The organism is Halorubrum ezzemoulense (genome assembly GCF_004126515.1).
GTDB classification, from domain to species: domain Archaea; phylum Halobacteriota; class Halobacteria; order Halobacteriales; family Haloferacaceae; genus Halorubrum; species Halorubrum ezzemoulense.
In genome coordinates, this window is record NZ_CP034940.1 from 1,013,223 (window position 1) to 1,026,876 (window position 13,654).

14 protein-coding genes, 1 tRNA gene and 1 pseudogene are annotated in these 13,654 nt (G+C 70.2%); 6 read left to right on the plus strand and 10 right to left on the minus strand.

The window, feature by feature from the left end:
- Nucleotides 1–69: 69 nt before the first annotated feature.
- Nucleotides 70–2,202 carry an ABC transporter ATP-binding protein gene (locus EO776_RS04995; protein ID WP_094520400.1) on the minus strand — a complete coding sequence of 711 codons (2,133 nt, stop codon included), beginning with the start codon at nt 2,200–2,202 and terminating at the stop codon, nt 70–72.
- Between the two features lie 429 nt (nt 2,203–2,631).
- Here EO776_RS04995 and EO776_RS05000 point away from each other — a divergent pair, with 429 nt between their 5' ends.
- The 4 genes and pseudogenes from EO776_RS05000 (at nt 2,632) to EO776_RS19295 (ending at nt 4,252) form a co-directional block, all read left to right on the plus strand.
- A complete protein-coding gene (locus EO776_RS05000) occupies nt 2,632–3,180 on the plus strand; it encodes an SRPBCC family protein (protein ID WP_094520401.1) in 549 nt (182 codons plus the stop codon).
- Nucleotides 3,181–3,260: 80 nt separating this feature from the next.
- Nucleotides 3,261–3,332: transfer RNA gene (locus tag EO776_RS05005), tRNA-Ala, on the plus strand.
- A gap of 221 nt (nt 3,333–3,553) precedes the next feature.
- Nucleotides 3,554–3,781 (plus strand): annotated as a pseudogene (locus EO776_RS19290) (HNH endonuclease); the annotation flags it as partial.
- Nucleotides 3,782–3,814: 33 nt separating this feature from the next.
- On the plus strand, nt 3,815–4,252 hold the full coding sequence (locus EO776_RS19295) for a hypothetical protein (RefSeq protein WP_241897896.1): 438 nt from the start codon (nt 3,815–3,817) through the stop codon (nt 4,250–4,252).
- Nucleotides 4,253–4,306: 54 nt separating this feature from the next.
- Here the strand turns inward: EO776_RS19295 and EO776_RS05015 are convergent, their stop codons facing one another.
- Together EO776_RS05015 and EO776_RS05020 are read right to left on the minus strand one after the other, a co-directional pair.
- Nucleotides 4,307–5,020, minus strand: a complete 714-nt coding sequence (locus tag EO776_RS05015) for a hypothetical protein (RefSeq protein ID WP_094520403.1) — start codon at nt 5,018–5,020, stop codon at nt 4,307–4,309.
- 144 nt (nt 5,021–5,164) lie between these two features.
- Nucleotides 5,165–6,685: a matrixin family metalloprotease gene (locus tag EO776_RS05020; protein ID WP_094520404.1), complete on the minus strand. Its 1,521-nt coding sequence runs from the start codon at nt 6,683–6,685 to the stop codon at nt 5,165–5,167.
- A gap of 147 nt (nt 6,686–6,832) precedes the next feature.
- Between EO776_RS05020 and EO776_RS05025 the strand changes: the two genes are divergently transcribed.
- Nucleotides 6,833–7,366, plus strand: a complete 534-nt coding sequence (locus tag EO776_RS05025) for a PAS domain-containing protein (RefSeq protein ID WP_094495078.1) — start codon at nt 6,833–6,835, stop codon at nt 7,364–7,366.
- A gap of 21 nt (nt 7,367–7,387) precedes the next feature.
- Here EO776_RS05025 and EO776_RS05030 read toward each other — a convergent pair whose 3' ends face one another.
- The 6 genes from EO776_RS05030 to EO776_RS05055 all read right to left on the minus strand — a co-directional run bounded on the left by EO776_RS05030 (nt 7,388) and on the right by EO776_RS05055 (nt 11,395).
- Entirely contained in the window at nt 7,388–8,986 is a 1,599-nt protein-coding gene (locus tag EO776_RS05030) for a phytoene desaturase family protein (protein ID WP_049931097.1), read from the minus strand.
- An 85-nt stretch (nt 8,987–9,071) separates the two neighbouring features.
- Nucleotides 9,072–9,749, minus strand: coding sequence for a metal-dependent hydrolase (locus EO776_RS05035; RefSeq protein WP_094520405.1), 678 nt, complete (start codon nt 9,747–9,749; stop codon nt 9,072–9,074).
- Nucleotides 9,750–10,418 (minus strand): hypothetical protein, encoded by a 669-nt coding sequence (locus EO776_RS05040; RefSeq protein WP_094520406.1) that lies wholly within the window; start codon nt 10,416–10,418, stop codon nt 9,750–9,752.
- A 42-nt stretch (nt 10,419–10,460) separates the two neighbouring features.
- On the minus strand, nt 10,461–10,757 hold the full coding sequence (locus tag EO776_RS05045; RefSeq protein ID WP_089307868.1) for a hypothetical protein: 297 nt from the start codon (nt 10,755–10,757) through the stop codon (nt 10,461–10,463).
- Between the two features lie 29 nt (nt 10,758–10,786).
- A complete protein-coding gene (locus tag EO776_RS05050) occupies nt 10,787–10,966 on the minus strand; it encodes a hypothetical protein (protein ID WP_049931091.1) in 180 nt (59 codons plus the stop codon).
- Nucleotides 10,967–11,041: 75 nt separating this feature from the next.
- A complete protein-coding gene (locus EO776_RS05055) occupies nt 11,042–11,395 on the minus strand; it encodes a zinc ribbon domain-containing protein (RefSeq protein WP_049931089.1) in 354 nt (117 codons plus the stop codon).
- A gap of 90 nt (nt 11,396–11,485) precedes the next feature.
- Here EO776_RS05055 and EO776_RS05060 point away from each other — a divergent pair, with 90 nt between their 5' ends.
- Nucleotides 11,486–12,136, plus strand: coding sequence for an SDR family oxidoreductase (locus EO776_RS05060; protein WP_094520407.1), 651 nt, complete (start codon nt 11,486–11,488; stop codon nt 12,134–12,136).
- A gap of 7 nt (nt 12,137–12,143) precedes the next feature.
- Here EO776_RS05060 and purB read toward each other — a convergent pair whose 3' ends face one another.
- Nucleotides 12,144–13,631: an adenylosuccinate lyase gene (gene purB / locus EO776_RS05065; RefSeq protein WP_094520408.1), complete on the minus strand. Its 1,488-nt coding sequence runs from the start codon at nt 13,629–13,631 to the stop codon at nt 12,144–12,146.
- Nucleotides 13,632–13,654: the final 23 nt, after the last annotated feature.

Below are 13,654 nucleotides of genomic sequence, written 5' to 3' on the forward strand. Positions count from 1 at the left end.
GCCACTCGCCCGTCTCGACGGGACGCCGGTGAATATTTCACCGGCCACCGAGGCCGACCGGTCTCCCGATCAGTCGTCGAGCGACTCCGCGTCCACCTCGCTCTCCGTCGCCCGCTCGACCGCGCGGTCGACGTGGCGCTCGCGGGCGCGCTCGACGAACTCCTCCGGAAGCTCGTCTATCTCGCCGGCCTGAACGCCCCAGAGCTTCGCGTAGAGGCCGTCCGCGGCGAGCAGTTCGTCGTGGCTCCCCCGCTCGACGACCTCGCCGTCCTCCAACACCAGGGCGGTGTCGGCGTCGGTCACCGTCGAGAGCCGGTGCGCGATGACGAACGTGGTGCGGTCGGCCGCGAGGCGGTCGAGCGAGCGCTGGATCAGCATCTCCGTCTCGGTGTCGACTGCCGAGGTCGCCTCGTCGAGAATCAAGATCGCGGGGTCCTGAAGCACGACTCGGGCGATCGCGAGTCGCTGGCGCTGGCCGCCCGAGAGCTTCACGCCGCGCTCGCCAATCCGCGTCTCGTAGCCGTTCGGGAGTGAGGCGATGAACTCGTGGGCCTCCGCGGCCTTCGCGGCCTCGACGACCCGCTCGCGCACCTCGCTCTCCTCGGCGTCCGCTTCATCGATCCGCGTGAACCGCCCGTAGCGGATGTTCTCGGCGATGGTGCCGTCGAACAGCGTGGTGTCCTGCGCGACGTAGCCGACCGACGAGCGGAGGCTCTCGACGGTCACGTCGCGGACGTCATGACCGTCGACGCGGATCGCGCCGTCGGTCACGTCGTACAGCCGGAGGAGGAGCTTGAGCAGCGTCGACTTCCCCGCGCCGGTCGGTCCGACCAGCGCGACGGTGTCGCCCGGATCGGCCGAGAAGGAGACGCCGCTGAGAACCTCCTCGTCGGCGTCCTCGGGGTCGACGAGGGCGTTCCCGGGGTACGCGAAGGAGACCTCGTCGTACTCGACGGCGCCCGCCACGCCGCCGTGGTCGGCCGCGGCGTCGGCCGCGTCGCCGGTCGCGTCGTCAACTGCGTCCTCCGTCGCGTCGTCGACCGTGCCGTCGACGCCGCGGCCGCGCTTACTTCCGCCGTCGCTCCGGGTCTGGCCGCCGAGTTCGATCGCGTCGTCGTCGTCCTCGATGCGGACCGGGATGTCGCGCAGGCCGAACACGCGCTCGCAGGAGGCCTTCGCGTTCTCGTACTGGTCGATGATGTTCGACACCTCCGCGAGCGGGGCGACGAACTGCTGGGTGAGGAGGACGAACGTGACGAACGTCCCGACGGTCAGCTTCGTCGAGAAGGGGCCCGGCGGGCCGTTCGCGAGCCAGAAGCCACCGACCGCGAAGGTGGCGGCGAACGCCAGCCCGGCGAGCAGCTCCATCCCGGGGCGGTAGACGTAGTTGAGCCGGAGGATCGACATCGTGCGCCGGAAGTACGAGAAGGAGGCGTCCTCGACGCGCTCGCTCTCGTAGGCCTCCGTGTTGGAGGTCTTCACCAGCTCGACGCCCGAGAGCGCGTTCTCGAGGGCGGTGTTGAGGTCGCCGACGACCGAGCGCTGCGCGACGTACCGGGGTTCGACGGCGCGCATGAACCACAGCGTGAAGAGGAACATCAGCGGGATGGCGGCGAGGGTGATCACGGCCAGCTCGTAGTTGTAGTAGACGAGGACGGTCGCGATCCCGACCACCATCACGCCGAGGCGCGCGGAGTTCTGGAGGGCGTTGTCTAAGAACACCTCCAGGTTCGAGGCGTCATTGTTGAGGACGGACATGACCTCGCCGGTCTGCTTGTCGTCGAAGAAGGTCATGTCGAGCCGCTGCATCTGGTCGAAGGAGTCGGTGCGGACCGCGTGCATCACGCGGTGCGCGAAGTTGTTCGCCGCGATGCCGTAGACGTACGTGAACACGCCCGTCACGATGAACGACCCGAAGATGAGGATCACTGAGAGGTGGAACTGGGCGGCCTCCGCGGTCGGCAGCCATGCGTCGGGAACGATCGGGAGCGTGTAGGGGCCGGAGCCGGTGAAGACGGCGTCGATGGCGACGCCCAGCACCACCGGCGGGATCAGCCCCGCGACCCGGGCGACGACGTTGGCGACCATCCCGATCACGAGCCAGTGCGCCTCGGACGCCCCGTACTCGCGGAACAACCGCCCGAGCGGTCGGTCCACCCGGTCGCGGTACACTTCGAAGGCGTTGCGCTCGTCGGCAGCCATAGCCGTATGAGCGCCGGAAGCCCCATGTATCCGGCGGCTTCGGCGGCCCGTTCCGGGTTCCGACGACGCGAATCCTGGCCCCCGAGGAGGCGAACAAACCCGCCTGAATACAGCGGCGCGCGCCTCCGAGCGCCCGAGGGGGGCGCGAGGAGCGCGACGAGGCCGGGGAGGTGTGTGGAGCGGTGCCGTGCGGGGCGGGGCTCGAGGGGGCAGCCGCGAGGACGAAGCACGGCGACGCAAGCACTGGGAGGAGCGAGCGAAGCGAGCGACTGAAGCGCACAGCGAGCCGCGCGAGTCCTCGCGGCTGGGGCTTCGACGGTGTTCGCCGTCACTCCGCAATCGGCCGCGACTGTGACGGGAATCACCCCAGAGCCGTCGGTCGAGTTCGGTCGCCGGACCGTTTAATAAGCGTCACGCGAACCCACGTACGTGGACAAACTCGTCGTGAGCACGGAGGTGTACGCCGACCCCGAAGACGTGTACGCGTTCCTGCTCGACTTCCCGCAGTACGCGAACTACTCCGAGTACCTCCGAGAGGTCGAAACGGTTACCGGCGACGGCGGCCCCGGCACCCGGTACGCGCTCACGTTCGCGTGGTGGAAGATCTCCTACACCGCCCGCTCCGAGGTGACCGGCGTCGAGCCGCCCGAGCGGATCGACTGGGAGATAACGAAGGACATCGACGCCGGTGGCTGCTGGCGGGTGACGCCGACGTCGACCGACGGGGGCGAAGCGGCCGCCGAGGAGACTGACGACGCGCCCTGCGAGGTCGCGCTCGAAGTCGAGTTCGACCCCGGCTCCGCCAGCCCGGACGCACTCGACCTGCCGCGGCTCGTCTCGTTCGACTGGGTGTTGAAGAAGGCGATCCCGCTGATCCGAAGCGAGGCCGAGCGCGTCGTCGAGCGCGCCGTCCGCGACTTGGAGGGATCGCGACGCGACGTGGACCTCGACGTGTACGTCGACTCCAACCGGATCTGAGCGTGGGCGGCGCGCGGTCCGGTCGGTCCGCGATTCGAAGCCCTTAAGATATTCACCGCGGAACGAACGAATGCGTTCGAGGGCTCGTAGATCAGTGGTAGATCATCCCCCTGGCACGGGGAAGGCCCGGGGTTCAAATCCCCGCGAGTCCATCCTTTTCCTCACTTCGTTCGCTTAGTCATTCCCTCGTGTGGTCCCACTCGCTCGCTGTGCTCGCTCGCGGGACCCCCGCGAGTCCGTATTTTTGCCCCGCGAGAAACGCTGCGAGCGACGTAGACCTGTAACGAGCGGTGACTTCTCCTGATTTGCCATTCTAAATATCAGCAAGTTTGAATAATATTCATACGGCGGATCAGAAAGATAAAACCGCTATATGGCGGCTTCGAGCTACCCTGATGATTGGGACGGGAGGCGCAGAAAAGTTTATTCACGTGACAATTATACCTGCCAACAATGTGGTGCCCGGGGTGGGTCCTCCGGAGATACTGAACTCCACGCGCATCACCTTACGCCACGATCTGAGGGTGGTTCTGATTCGTTAGATAATCTTCAGACGCTCTGCGTTAACTGTCATAATAGTCAACACAAGCACGACATCACACGGGATACAACTCAGAACGACCAACAGGATATAGTGAATAACTACTTGTCTCGTGTATACACAATTTTACCGTTTTTCTTCTTCGTTGTAATTAAGCACCTGATAGCTCCGCTCGCTGCTGGCTATGGTTATTTCTACATTTTGAGTGAAGCATCATCCATTGCGGGAAGTATACACTGGCTTCTCACACCTATTGTGCTGCTCGTACTCGGAACTACTGGTGGGATCCTCGGCCTTCGTTTCCAATCTGTTGTCTTCAAGTCGTATCTCCTCGTGTTCGGGATCCTCGCTTGGTACGTTTCCGGCCAAGATCCGACATTCATTGAGAGATTAGGTAGGATTATGACAGACGCTCACTGGCTTGAAGCTCTTATCGCAATTCCCACGGTTCTGTTCGGTCTGTTCGGACCTTTGCTAATTACTCTCGGCACACGGATAACGGGGACTACAGAAAGCAATCGGATTAATTGAAAGCCGTGAGGACGGCGACGGTCTCCCGGACGGAGAAGTTTCGCGGCAGGTCGCTCATCGCTTGAACCACGAGGCGTCCGGTTCGGGCGCGTCGATGTCCGGCTCGCGGGCCTCTTTGGCCCGCCGCCAGCGAGTAGGCTTCAGCAGTTGGCCGCGGGCGACGACCCCGCGGCAGCACGCGCCGATTCGGTCGGGCCGCCGCACCGCGCTCGGCGGACGGACGTGGAGGCACACCGCCATCGCGAGCGGGAGCCAGAGGAGCGCCGCGACCGCCGCGCCGAGCGCGACGCCGACGACGCCGAGCGCCGCCAACGCCGCCGTCCCCGTCACGAGTTCGGTGACCGCGTCGACGCCCTCCCCGTACCCTTTCCGACCGCCCTCGGGCGGAACGTCGACGGCGAAGGCGGGCACGCGGTCGCCGTCGAGGTTCGCGTCCAAGAGCGCGCCGTACTGCGCCTGCCGCCGGCGGTCGTCGAGCAGCAGGCTCTCGTAGCGCGTTCCCGCCTCCTCGACGACCACGCCGTTGACGGGGCCGAGCGCACGGTCCGGCAGCGTCGTCGCCTCGCCGTGGTACCCCGGCGCGAGGTGGCAGGTGCCGCCCGCGGTCCGCGCGGTCAGGAGCCCGGGATAGGTCGCGGACTCGGACCGCTGGCCGTCGGGATCGGCGGCCGCGTCGGTCGCGTTCGAGGATCGCTCCGCCCCGATGTATCTCGTCGTGAGCCGTGCCGCGCGCTCCGGTACGGAAACGGGGTGAAAAGACGTTATCACCGGTTCCCGTCCCTACTCCGCGACCGCCGCCTCCACGGCCCTGCTCTCCTCGTTCGTCAGGTCGTAGCAGTCGCAGAGGATCTAGTCGATGAGGCGGTCGGTCTCCTCGATCCCCGCGTCGAGAGCACACTCGCTCGCCCGGCCCTACTCCGGCCACGCCTCCCGCTCCCGCCGGTCCGTCTCGCGAGAAAGCTCCGGCGGCACCTCCTCCAGCAGGGCCGGCGCGGACGACCACCCGACGTGCCACGCGACGACCTCCTCGTCTAGCTCCTCCAGCCGCACGTCCTGTTGCCCGTAGTACTCGCCGTCGACCGTACAGGAGCCGCCTCCGTCCGTGATACAGACCTCCCCGCGCTCGTCGTAGGTGATCTGGACGTGGGCGTCGCGCGCGCTGTCAACGAACTCCCACGCGAACCGGTCGCTTCCGACGATATCCTCGCGGCCCGCGAAGTAGTCGAGCGCCGCGGCCACCTCGTCCTCGACGGGCCCCGTGACCGCGCCGTCGTCGGCGCGCAAGTGGATTTTCAAGGGCCGATGCGTCGCGAGCGTGCTCGTCGCGTTCATCAGCCCGGCCGGCTCCTCGCCGTGTTCGAGCCCCTGAACGTGGCCGAGCTCGTGGATGATCGTCGCGTTCATGTCCGCGTCGGAGACCCGGGGATCGACGGTCGCGGTCATCGGCGTCCGCGGCTCGTCGACGAGCAGGTCCGCGCAGCCGAAGTACCGCGTGTCGTTGCCCTCGACGCCGCAGCGCTCCACGCGGTCGAACCGGAGAACGACGTCCGCCCGCGACTCGTCGCTCACCCGCTCGTAGGCGACGGGATAGCCGAGGTAGCGCTCGTCGTTCCGCTCCCAGTACCCCGTCGCGGCCACCGCGACGCCGGAGACGTTCCGGTCGACCGCCGCGTCGTCGACGTAGAGGCCGAGCGTCGTCTCCCCGTACGGGCTCGGGTGCGACAGCGCGACCGCGCGCTCCCGCGTCCGGTTCGCGGTGGTCACGACCAGCGGGTGGGCGCCGCCGTCGCGTCGCACGTCCGCGAACGTGACAGACACTCGGCGCTCCGCGCCGCCGTCGAGCGCGACCGTCCGGTTCGCGCTCGCTCCCGCGCCGTACCGGATCCGGACCGTCTGGGTCCCGGCCCGGTCGCCGACGTTCCTCACCGTCGCCGCCACCGAGAGGTCTCCGCCGTACTCGACGCTGTCGGGGGCGTCGATCGCGGAGACCGCGAACGTCGCCGCGCGGGCCTCTCCGACGACAATCGAGCGGGTCGCCGTCGCCCCGCCGACGGTCACCGTCAGGTCGTACTCGCCCGGGTCGAGCGCCGCGCCGTCGACGCCGGCCGTCACCGTCAGCGTCCCGTTCGCCGGGACGGACCGGTTCTCGGCGACCAACGTCGCGTCACCGACCCGGACCGTCACCCGAACCGGGTCGAGTCCCGCGGCCGAACCCCCCTCGCCCGCGGATCCGCCGTCGCCCGCGAGCCCCTCCCACCGCGCGGTCGCCGCGACCGTCGCCCGCTCGTCGTGGCCGAGCGACTCCGGGGCGGAGACGGACTCGATCGACGGTGACGGGTCTCCGGGGGGGCCGGCCAGCTCCCCGCCGAGCCCGCCGCAGCCGGCGAGCGCGACGAGCAGCGCGACCGCGAGGACGGCGGTGGTCTCACGCATCAGTGATCACAGCCTCCGACCCGGACGCACATAACGTTCGTTCCACTCACCCGCCCCGCTCGGCGGTCGCGACCGGCGTCCGGTCGGTTCCGTGCTCCCCATCTCACGGAACGACACGCGCTTGTCCGTCCGCGCCTAACCGCACACGTGACGCTTCGAAGCGACGTGCTCGCGGCGATCGACGCCGACCGCGGGGCCTTCCGGACACGCCTCTCTGCGCTGACCGACGAGTACGACCTCGACGGCGTGACGCTCCCGACGCACTCGGACGCCCCCGCCGAGCGGGAGCGCGAGGCGCTGTTCGTCGACCGCGTCCGCGCGCTCGACGACCTCCCCCTCGGCCTCACGCTCACCGGCCCGGCGTACCGCGACACGCCGATCGTCTACGTCAACCGCTGGTTCCGCGAGTGGACCGGCTACGGGCTCGACGAGCTCCGCGGTCGGAACCCCCGGCTGTTTCAGGATCCGGACGCCGCCGCCGACCCCCGCGCGGACTTCCGCGAGGCGCTGTCGACGTGGTCCGCGGTCACCGTCGAACTCCGCAACCGTCGCCGGGACGGTACTCCCTTCGCGAACCGCGTCACGCTGCGGCCGCTGTTCGGGGACGCGGGGACCGTCACGCACTGGGTCGCGGTCCAAGAGCCGGAGCCGATCGACGGGCCGGACGCGGGCGTCGAGTAAAATCGCCCCCGAACGCGCCCCTCACCGCAGCGTCGACGTGGGGACGACGGACGGGAGCACGCCCCCGCCGGTCGCGTCCTCGACGACCGCCTCGGCGGCGTGTTCGCCGCTGAGCAGGCACATCGGCATCCCGATGCCGGGGTTGGTGTACGCGCCGACGTAGTAGAGGCCGTCGACGCCGGGGGCGCGGTGGGCGGGGCGGAGCGGCCCCGTCTGTTCGAGGGTGTGCGACAGCGCCAGCGCCGTGCCACGGGGTGCGTTGAACCGCTGCCGGAAGTCGGAGACGCAGGCGGTCTCCTCGAAGACGATCCGCTCGCGGAAGTCGACGCCGGCGTGTTCGGCGAGGTCGTCGAACACCAGGTCGCGGAACCGCTCGCGCGTCTCGGGGTCGTCCTCCAACCCGGCCGCCAGCGGGACGAGCAGGAAGACGGCCTCGTGCCCGTCGGGCGCCGCCTCGGGGTCCGTCTTCGACGGGACGTGGACGTAGTATGCGGGGTCGTCGGGCCACGCCGGCTCGTCGAAGATGTCGTCGAAGTGCGGCCGCCAGTCGGTCGGGAACACCAGCGTGTGGTGGTCGAGGTCAACGTCCCCCTCGACGCCGATGTACGAGAGGTACGCGGAAGGCGCGTACGTCCGCGACTCCCAGTACGACTCGCGGTCGACCGTCCCGCTCGGGAGGAGGTCGCGCTCGACGTGCGGCGGCGGCGCGTTCGCCACGACGCGGTCGAAGCGCGCCGACCGCGCCGCCGCGGTGGACTCGCCCATCGCGCGTCGCTCCGTCTCCACGGTGAACGTCGGCGTCGCCGCCGGCACCGACGGCTCGATCGCGGTCACCGGCTCGTTCGTCCGGATCGTGACCCCGAGGTCGCGCGCGAGGTCGGCCATCGCGTCGACGACGCTCGCGATCCCGCCGGTCGGATGGTAGACGCCGAGGTTCATGTCGACGTGGCTCATCAGCGTGTAGATCGCGGGCGTGTTGTACGGCGACCCCCCGAGGAACACCAGCTTGTACTCCGCGATCTGGCGGAGCTTCTCGCTGTCGAAGTAGTCGCCGACGTAGTCGTCCATCTCGCGGAGCTTCGGCAGCGCCCGCCCGGACCGGAGCACGTCGGCGTCGACCATGTCGCGCAGCCGCGACCGGCTCGGGTAGACGAACCGGTCCATCCCGAGCTCGTACGCCTCCGCGGCGTCGGCGAGGTAGTCGTCGAGCACGTCGCCCGCGCCGGACTCGTACGACTCGAACAGCGCCTTCTGTCCCTCGCGGTCGGCCGGCATCGACGCGCGGTCGCCGTCCTTCCAGATCACCTCGTACAGCGGGTCGAGCTCGACCAGGTCGTAGTAGTCGTCCGTCGATCGCCCGAAGTGTTCGAAGAACCGGTCGAACACCTCCGGCATGAGGTACCACGACGGGCCGGTGTCGATACGGAACCCGTCGCGCTCGATCCGCCCGGCGTACCCGCCGGGGTGCTCGTTGCGCTCGAACACCGTCACATCCGCCCCGGCGTCGGCGAGGTACGAGGCCGTCGAGAGCCCGCCGAAGCCGGCGCCGACGACGGCGATCGACTCCCCGGCCAGCGGCTCGGTCGCCTCCAATAGGTCCGCGTCCGGTTGGGGTGTCATTACGTCTCGCTACGCGTCCGGGACCGTTTACCCTGCGGTCATACCATGTTAGGGGCGCCGCAGTCCCCCGGATCTCGGGGGGCCGTCAGGCGTCGTCCGCGACGCCGTCGCCTTGGAACCGCCGGGCGACGAGCGCGAACAGCCCGAGCCCGATCAGGTAGAGCCGCCACCCGCTGTTCGCGATCGGGAAGCGCCGGTCGACAGGCTCCTCGACGTCGACGTCCGGGTCGCGCGGCTGGACTGGGTTGTTGACGTGGACGGACTCGCTGGTGCCGCCCGCGCCCGCGTCGACGGTCCGCGACCCGCTTTCGGGGTCGACCCGCACGTCGACGAACGTCTGGACAAACCCGTCGGCCGTCGAGTAGACCGCCTTGCCGTCCAGCTGGAAGAACCGGTCGCGGAGCGGCCAAAACGCGTTCACCCCGTCGAGGTGGGTCCAGTCGATCGCGACGTGCGCGAACGCGTGGACGCACAGCGCGACCCACGCGACCGCGATCCACCGCGGCGAGAGCCGGTTCCGGAGCCACGACCGCTCCCGGACCCGCGTGTCGACGTACAGCGCCAGCGCCACGACCGCGGGGAAGACGAAGTTGTGCCCGACCGTGCGGTGCGCGCCGGGCATGATCGGCCCGAGGAAGCTGTCCGCCTCCGGCAGGACAAGTACGACGAGCAGGACCGCGAGCGCACGCCGGTCGTAGTAGGCCCCGAGCAGTCCCGCCGCGAGCAGCAGCGCGAACCCGGCGTGGACGACTGTCGAGGGCATTCAGCGGCTCACCCCCGCGCCTTCGCCGCGGAACCGGAACCGGACGGCGAGCGTCGCGGCCGCGGCGGCGACGACGACTAACTGCCACCCCGCCTCGACGAACCGGAACTCGCGGTCGGCACCCGGATCGAACCCCGGTCGCCCGTCGGGGTTGATCCACGAGGAGACCGGGTCGGCGACCGCCCCGCCGACGCGCTCGATCGGCAGGATCCCCGCCCCCGTCGCGCCCGGGGTCAGGAACGTCTGGACGACCCCCTCCTGAGTCGAGAACACCAATCGACCGCGGACGAGGTAGCGCGCGTCCTCCAGCGGGTAGAGGAGCGCCGCGCCCTCGCCCGCGAACAGCGCCGCGCCGACTCCGGCGACGACGAACGACGCGAGCGCGACCCACGCGACCCGAACCGCTCGGGGGCCGCCCTGCTCGCGGAGGGCCGACGCCGAGCGCAGTTCCCCGTCCCAGTAGAGCAGTCCGCCGGCGAGAAGCGGCGTCCAGACGGCGTGGAGGAGGGCGTTCGTCGCGCCGGGGACGGCGAGGCTCGCGGCGGCGTCGAGGCCGGGGAGGACCGCGGCGGCGACGACGACCGCGACCGCGCGCCGATCGAACGCGTCGCCCAGCAGCGCGGCCGCGAGCAGCGCCCCCACGGCCGCGCTCACGAGCGTCGGAGCCATGTCCGTCCTGACGCTCGGAGGCGAATAAGCGCTCCGGGCGGGTCAGTCGCGCCCGTCCCGACGGCCGTCGGCGTCGCCTCCCGTATCGCCCGCGTGCGGATCGGCGAGGTCATCGCCGAACTCGAAGTCGTCGGCGTCCGGCCCGTCCGCCTCGCTGTTCGCTCCCGCGTCGGCGGTCTCGCCCGCGTCGGCCTGTTCCCTGGCGTCGCGCACCGGGACATCGCGCTCGCGGTCGGCGGCGCCGCGCGTCTCCGTTCCCCGGTCGACCGTGACGCGGTCGCCGTCGCTCGCGGCGCCGGCGTCCGTCCCGGCCTCGACGCCGAGCAGCGCGACGGCCACCAGCCGGGCGCCGTCCGCGATCAGGTTCGTCAGGTGGAGACCGCGAGCAGGCCGACGATCCCGAGCGCGGTCGCGAGGGCGGCCTCGGGCGCGGCGTCGATCGTCCAGAGCACCGGGTCACCGTTCACCTCGCCGAACCGCCGGGCGTACGGGTACCGGGCGGGGGCGGCGACGACCGGGAGGGACGCGAGCGGTCGGACGGAGACCATACCGCGGCTGGTTGCGCTCCCGAGAAAAGTCGATCGCTCGGCGGGGGTTCGGGCCGTCCGTCGTCACCCCGCGGCCTACCCGAGGAAGAAGTCGATCGCGTTGCCCGACGACTGGCCCTTGTACAGCTCGGAGTAGCCGCAGTTCGCACAGGAGACGACCACGAAGCTCCGGTTCTGGACGTCGAACATCTTGGTGAGTCCCGTCCCGCTGGTGGCGATCTCGTCGGTCTCCGTCTCTGTGCCGCCGCACTTCGGGCAGCCGTCCTCGCCGCTCCCGCCGAGCGAGTCGCGGCGGTCGTCGGGCCCGGACCCGTCGCCGCGGCCGCCGGAGTCGTTTCGCCGGTTTTCGCGCTCGTCATCGGCCTCGTTCTCGATCAGTTCGTCGTCGCCGAATATCGAGTACGTCTCGTCGTCGGTTTCGGAGGGCATCGGGCCCGGATCCGCGAGCGAGCGGTAAACGCCTTGTGCCCTCACCCGCCGCAACCCAACGTATATGATTGCCGGCCGCCCCGATCAGGTATGACGCGAGTCGCCGTGATCGCGGGCGTCGGCCCGACAATCGGGGCCGCCGTCGCGCGGCGCTTCCACGACGACGGGTTCGCGGTCGCGCTGCTGGCGCGCTCCGAGGAGTACGTGCGCACGCTCGCTGCGGACCTCGGCGGGGACGCCGTCGCGATCCCGACCGACGTGACCGACGACGCTGCCGTTGAGGCGGCGCTCGAACGCGTTCGCGACGAGCTCGGTCCCGCGGAGGTGCTCGTCTTGAACGCGTCGGGCGGCGGCGGGAACCCGGTCGACGACGCGAGCGCTGACCGGCTCCGCGAACTCTTCGACGTGCGCGTCGCCGGGTCGATGGCGTGCGTCCGCGCGGCGCTGCCGGACCTCCGCGAGACCGAGGGGACCGTTCTCTTCAGCGGGACGACGTTCGCGGAGCCGCCCGTGACGGCGCAAGTCGAGTGGGGAGCGGTCGCGCCGGCCGCCCGGGGGCTCGCGCTCTCGCTGGACGCGGCCCTCGACGACGTGTCCGTCACGTACGTCCGGATCGGCTCCCCCGTCCGTCCCGACGCCGGACCGACAGCGATCGACGCGACAGCCCTCGCCGCGGAGTATCGCCGCCTCGTCGACCACGAGGGGATCGCGATGCGAGAGATCGACGTTCGCAAGCGCTGAAGCGTCGCTACTCGTTCGTCGACCCGCCCGCGTCGCCGACCCCGTCGACGAGCTCGTCGGCGAGCCCGGTGTAGCCGGCGGGCGTCAGCGCCGCCAGTTCCGCGCGGACCTCGTCGTCGACGTCGAGGTCCGCGAACAGCTCCCGGAAGTCGTCGAGCGTCACCGACCGGCCGCGCGAGAGCGCCTTCACGCGCTCGTAGGCCTCGGTGTCGCCCTCGCGGCGCAGGATCGTCTGGACGGCCTCGCCGATCACCTCGGGGGTCGCGTCGAGCTCCTCGCGCATGACGGTCTCGTTCGGGACGACCGTCGCGAGCCCGTCCGCGGCCTTCGAGTAGCCGATCAGGCAGTGTGCCAGCGCGGCGCCGACGTTGCGTTTGACCGTCGAGTCGGAGAGGTCGCGCTGAAGCCGCGAGCTCGTCACGTAGTCGGCGAGGAACGTCAGGTCCGAGTTCGCCACCGAGAGGTTCCCCTCGCTGTTCTCGAAGTCGATCGGGTTCACCTTGTGAGGCATCGTCGACGACCCCGTCTCGCCCTCGACGGCCTCCTGCCCGAGGTATCGGTCGGAGACGTAGAGCCACGCGTCGAGGTCCAGATCGAGGAGGACGTTGTTGACGCCCCGCAGCGCGTCGAACAGCGCAGCGAGGTCGTCGCAGGGGTTCACCTGCGTCGCGAGCGCGGTGTGTTCGAGGTCGAGGCCGCGCACGAACGACGCGGAGAACGCCCGCCAGTCCACCTCGGGGTAGGCGGCGCGGTGGGCCGCGTAGGTGCCCGAGGCGCCCGCGAGCTTCCCGGAGAGGTCCTCGTTCGCGACGACGATCCGGCCGAGCGCGCGGCCGAGCCGCGCGGCGTACACCGCCATCTCCTTGCCGAACGTGGTCGGCGTCGCCGGCTGGCCGTGGGTGCGCGCCAGCATCGGCGCGTCGCGGTACTCGTGTGCCAGCTCGACTAAGGCGTCGCGAACCTCGCGGACCGCGGGGACGATCACCTCGCTCACCGCGGGCTTGAGCAGGAGGCGCTGCGCGAGGTTGTTCACGTCCTCGCTGGTGAGCCCGAAGTGGATCCACGGGTACAGCGACTCCGCGTCGTCGAGCGGCGCGTCGGGGCCTTCCGCGATGTCCGCCAGCCGGACGCGGAGGAAGTACTCGACCGCCTTCACGTCGTGGTTGGTCGCGTCGTACCCCGCGGCCCCCTCGGTCTCGAGGGCCTTGACCAGCCGCGCGTCCTCGGCGTCGAACGCCTCGTACACCTCGCGGAGCGCCGCCGCGGTCGCCTCGTCGAAGGGGATCGGCGTCGCGTCGAGCGCGCCCAGCCCGAGCAGGTACTCGACCTCGACGCGGGTCCGGGCGCGCATCAGCGCGGCCTCGCTCGCGTACGGGGACAGCGGCGCCGTCCGGTCTGCGTAGCGGCCGTCGAGCGGCGAGACGGCCGCGAGCGGGTCCGCCCGGGACAGCCCCGCGATGGCGTCGTCCGCCGTCGGTTCGGAGTTGTCGGTCATGTCCGCGACTGCCCGCGGCGCCA

What these genes read in the sequence shown, in the direction of transcription:
- EO776_RS04995 (WP_094520400.1), bottom strand. Translation starts at nt 2,202, where the DNA reads ATGGCTGCCGACGAGCGCAACGCCTTCGAAGTGTACCGCGACCGGGTG.
- EO776_RS05020 (WP_094520404.1), bottom strand. Translation starts at nt 6,685, where the DNA reads ATGCGTGAGACCACCGCCGTCCTCGCGGTCGCGCTGCTCGTCGCGCTC.
- EO776_RS05030 (WP_049931097.1), bottom strand. Translation starts at nt 8,986, where the DNA reads ATGACACCCCAACCGGACGCGGACCTATTGGAGGCGACCGAGCCGCTG.
- EO776_RS05035 (WP_094520405.1), bottom strand. Translation starts at nt 9,749, where the DNA reads ATGCCCTCGACAGTCGTCCACGCCGGGTTCGCGCTGCTGCTCGCGGCG.
- EO776_RS05040 (WP_094520406.1), bottom strand. Translation starts at nt 10,418, where the DNA reads ATGGCTCCGACGCTCGTGAGCGCGGCCGTGGGGGCGCTGCTCGCGGCC.
- EO776_RS05050 (WP_049931091.1), bottom strand. Translation starts at nt 10,966, where the DNA reads ATGGTCTCCGTCCGACCGCTCGCGTCCCTCCCGGTCGTCGCCGCCCCC.
- EO776_RS05055 (WP_049931089.1), bottom strand. Translation starts at nt 11,395, where the DNA reads ATGCCCTCCGAAACCGACGACGAGACGTACTCGATATTCGGCGACGAC.
- EO776_RS05060 (WP_094520407.1), top strand. Translation starts at nt 11,486, where the DNA reads ATGACGCGAGTCGCCGTGATCGCGGGCGTCGGCCCGACAATCGGGGCC.
- purB (WP_094520408.1), bottom strand. Translation starts at nt 13,631, where the DNA reads ATGACCGACAACTCCGAACCGACGGCGGACGACGCCATCGCGGGGCTG.